4 protein-coding genes and 1 pseudogene are annotated in these 3,493 nt (G+C 54.9%); all 5 read left to right on the plus strand.

What is annotated here, in order from left to right; translation table 11 throughout:
• Nucleotides 1-584: 584 nt before the first annotated feature.
• Complete coding sequence (locus JX325_RS13830; RefSeq protein WP_204791678.1) at nt 585-1,118, plus strand: type II toxin-antitoxin system PemK/MazF family toxin; 534 nt, start codon at nt 585-587, stop codon at nt 1,116-1,118.
• The gene (locus JX325_RS13835) at nt 1,115-1,318 is read left to right on the plus strand and encodes an excisionase (RefSeq protein ID WP_016321997.1); all 204 of its coding nucleotides are present in this window, start codon (nt 1,115-1,117) and stop codon (nt 1,316-1,318) included. The genes JX325_RS13830 and JX325_RS13835 overlap by 4 nt, the downstream gene beginning before the upstream one ends.
• Before the next feature lie 87 nt (nt 1,319-1,405).
• Nucleotides 1,406-2,593: a site-specific integrase gene (locus tag JX325_RS13840; protein ID WP_204791679.1), complete on the plus strand. Its 1,188-nt coding sequence runs from the start codon at nt 1,406-1,408 to the stop codon at nt 2,591-2,593.
• A 264-nt stretch (nt 2,594-2,857) separates the two neighbouring features.
• On the plus strand, nt 2,858-3,121 hold the full coding sequence (locus tag JX325_RS13845) for a hypothetical protein (protein ID WP_016322953.1): 264 nt from the start codon (nt 2,858-2,860) through the stop codon (nt 3,119-3,121).
• A gap of 22 nt (nt 3,122-3,143) precedes the next feature.
• Nucleotides 3,144-3,493 (plus strand): annotated as a pseudogene (locus JX325_RS13850) (cell division protein FtsH); the annotation flags it as partial.

Genomic DNA, 3,493 nt, shown 5'->3' on the forward strand with positions numbered 1-3,493 from the left:
AAACAGGTGGAGGGCGATGGAAAGCCTTCCACCTGTTCCTCGTCCTTTACGGTGAATGGGTTTGACCTTTGAAAATTTCATACCCATTCATCAAGCACATTCCTATTGCCGCAAGCTACCTTTGCCGCCGCGCCAGGATGTGCCGAACAAGACAGCGGGATGCCACACTATCATTTCGTCCACGGTCTGCCGTCCGGCATGGAGCGAGAACCAGCGGCCATGAAATACCGGGCGGCTCCCGGTACGGCCACGACCGGCAATAGGGACAATGATACTCCTGTTCAGTCACAGTCCGAGCGTGATAGCGTGTTCCAGCGTGAAGCCGTCGCAGACAATGAGAGCAGCCGACAGAGAACCTGCCGGGGGTGAAATTCCCGTGGAGCTGGTTGCCGCCAGCCGTTTGATGACTTCCCTCAGCGGGCCGGGGTGTCGCGGACAAATAGGCTTGCTTTCATATAGGCCGGATAGCGGGACAGGTTTATGGAAACGGGAGCGTTTATGCTCCGCCAACCTTGATATGTTATGCTGTCCGGCCCCTACATAGGCGGCGCAGGCCGTCTAATTTTTATGGGAGGTCAAATACCATGAGCAGGGCATATTTGCGCGGCGACTTATACTACGCCGACCTGGGCCACGGGATCGGCTCGGAGCAGAAGGGCACCCGGCCCGTCGTTATCATCCAGAATAATGTGGGCAACAAGTACAGCCCCACCGTTATCATCGCCGCCATCACCAGCAAGGCCAACATCAAAGCCAAGCTGCCCACCCACTACTACCTGGACGCCGGGAACGGGCTGACGCAGCCCTCCCTTGTCCTGTTGGAACAAATTCGCACCGTGGACAAGCAGCGATTGTCCAGCTACATCGGCAGATTGGACAAGAAACATATCCAGGGCATCAATCACGCTCTGGCGGTCAGCATTGGCCTGATCGAACCTGTGCCCCCGAAACTGACCCTCTGCTTATGTGGCGCTTGTGCTGACGCTTTTCGCGGCACAGGCGCTTTTGCTTTGCGGGAAGCTGTACCGGGACTGACTGAAAAAGAGGTATGCGTCTACTGCGGCCAGCGCCCTGGAATGGAGTATGTGGTCACGCCGAAAGGAGGGGCGGGCGTATGAGTTATCCTGATGTGCCCATTTGGGAGAAGTACACGCTGACCATCGAGGAAGCCGCTAAATACTTCCGTATCGGAGAAAAGAAACTGCGGAAACTGGCAGAGGAAAACCCGGACGCCAACTGGCTGATAATGAACGGGAACCGCATCCAGATTAAGCGCAGGCAGTTTGAAAAGGTCATTGACTCCCTGGATGTGATCTGATCGCAGATTTGTATTGAGCCGGAAATATGATAGAATATAGTCAAGTCGTATCAAGGCTCGTTCCAGTTTTGGAAAGGAGTTTTTACAATGGCGGAAAAACGACGTGACAGCAAAGGCCGCATTTTAAGAACTGGAGAGAGCCAGCGGAAAGACGGGAGATACGCATATAAATACACGGACAGCACCGGCAAGCCCCAATTCGTCTATGCCTGGAAGTTGGTAGCCACGGACAAGACCCCGGCTGGCAAGCGGGACGATGTTTCCCTCCGGGAAAAGGAAAAGGAGATCAACCGGGATATTGCGGATGGCATCGACACCGTGGGCAAAAAAATGACCGTCTGCCAGCTCTACGCCAAGCAGAACAGTCAGCGGATGGATGTGAAGCGGGGCACCAAGAAGCAGCGGGAGTATCTGATGGGCCTTCTGAGGGATGACCCTCTCGGTGGAAAAAGCATCGACGCGGTGAAGCCCTCCGACGCAAAGGAGTGGGCCATCCGCATGAGGGAAAAGGGCTTTAGCTTCCAGTCCATCAGCAACTACAAGCGTTCCCTCCGGGCTGCGTTTTTCATCGCCATTGAGGACGATTGTGTTCGTAAGAACCCGTTCAGCTTTGCCCTGAACAAAGTCCTGGAGGACGACAGGGGCGAGAAAACCGTGCTGACGCCGGAGCAGGAGGTAAGCCTGATCAACTTTGCGCAGAATGACCCTGTGTATCAGAAGTACGCCGACGAGCTTATCATTCTGCTGGGAACCGGGCTGCGCATTTCCGAGTTCTGCGGGCTGACTACGAACCTTGACTTGAAGAATCGGCTGATCCGGGTAGACCACCAACTTCTGCGGGACAGCAAAAACGGCTATTACGTTGAAACGCCCAAGACCAAGAGCGGCTATCGGGAAATCCCTATGAGTGAGCTGGTCTATCAGGCGTTTAGGCGGGTGCTGAAGAACCGGGGGAAGAAGGACACCATCACAGTGGACGGCTACACAAACTTCCTGTTTCTTACCTGTGACGGGATGCCGAAGGTGGGCCTTAATTACAATGGTATGCTTAAAAACCTTGTGAAAAAGTACAACAAGCATCACAAGGAACAGTTGCCCAACATCACCCCGCACTCCCTCCGACACACATTCTGCACCCGTATGGCAAACGCCGGTATGAATCCCAAAGCGTTGCAGTACATCATGGGCCACGCCAATATCACCATGACGCTGGACTACTACACCCATGTTGACGCCTGTTCCGTAAAGGCGGAGATGGAGCGGCTGGCTGCGTAGTAAAAAAGGAAGTGAAAGGCCGCTTTTACTACTTCCGTACTACGTTTCAGCGCAAAGCCACGCCGGGATACGCCGAGATATGCGAAGAACTCTCCTAAACGGCAAATGGCGGAAACGCCTGAAAATCAAGGTTTTGCCACCATTTGCCGAGTTACATAAGGTTAGGGCTGAAAATTGCAAAATGTTGAGAAAAATAATGCTTATATGAGACGGCCCGGAAAGGAGAAATTAGAAATGTAAAAAATCGAAAAGCCCCAAAAGCCTTTGATCCTCTACTGCTTTATCGTCTTAGTGGTCATGATCCTGCTGAATACCCTGCTGTTTCCCCGCCTGATGCGCCAAGAGATCACGCAGGTGGACTACGGCACCTTCCTCACCATGCTGAAGGTAGCCGTGGCCCAGGTGGAGCAGGACGTCATCTACTTCGTTGACACCTCCGAGGAGCCTGGCCTGTACGCCAGATCACCTTCCATGACCCCAGCCTGGTGGATCGCCTGTGGGAGAGCGGCTGCGTGTTCGACAAGGTGAGGCCAAAGGAGATGAACCCCATCCTCAGCTTCTTCCCGACCTTCAGGGCCGCGAGGCCATCCTAAAGGTTCACGCCGCCAAGGTGAAGCTGGCGGAGAATGTGGACTTTAACACCATCGCCTGTGCCGCCTCCGGGGCCTCCGGTGCGAAGTTGGCCAACATGGTCAACGAGGCCGCCCTGCGGGCCGTACGCCAGGGACGGAGGCTCGCCACCCGGGAGGACCTCCAAGAGAGCATCGAGGTGGTCATTGCCGGGTATCAGAAGAAGAACAAAATCCTCTCCGACCACGAGCGGATGATTGTCTCTTACCACGAAATCGGCCGCGCCTTGGTGGCGGCGCTCCAGACCCACTCCGCCCCGGTGGCGAAGTT

The organism is Oscillibacter sp. CU971, assembly GCF_905219725.1.
Taxonomy (GTDB): Bacteria; Bacillota; Clostridia; order Oscillospirales; family Oscillospiraceae; genus Oscillibacter.